Below are 233 nucleotides of genomic sequence, written 5' to 3' on the forward strand. Positions count from 1 at the left end.
TATTACCTCAATGCCACTAGGCGCATTTTACTCAGCATTAGCAGAATTACTAGTAGGGTCGGATACTGGGTTATCTACGTTGCCCATAACCTCATCGATAGCGCCCTCTAGGCCAGGAACCACGCCACGTTCAGTCAGGGTGTTAATAGAAGCCTTGCTTAGCGCATCCGAGTTGAATAGGCCGGTGTCGTTAAGAGTCTTAATCGTCTCAGCAGTCTTTTTACCAATGTCAG

1 protein-coding gene is annotated in these 233 nt (G+C 47.6%); it reads right to left on the minus strand.

What is annotated here, in order from left to right:
* Positions 1–27 precede the first annotated feature (27 nt).
* A partial coding sequence (locus RMT89_RS45585) for a hypothetical protein (protein WP_315889628.1) occupies positions 28–233 on the minus strand: 206 nt, incomplete at its 5' end.

Origin of the sequence: Streptomyces sp. P17 (assembly GCF_032436805.1) — a bacterium.
Taxonomy (GTDB): Bacteria; Actinomycetota; Actinomycetes; order Streptomycetales; family Streptomycetaceae; genus Streptomyces.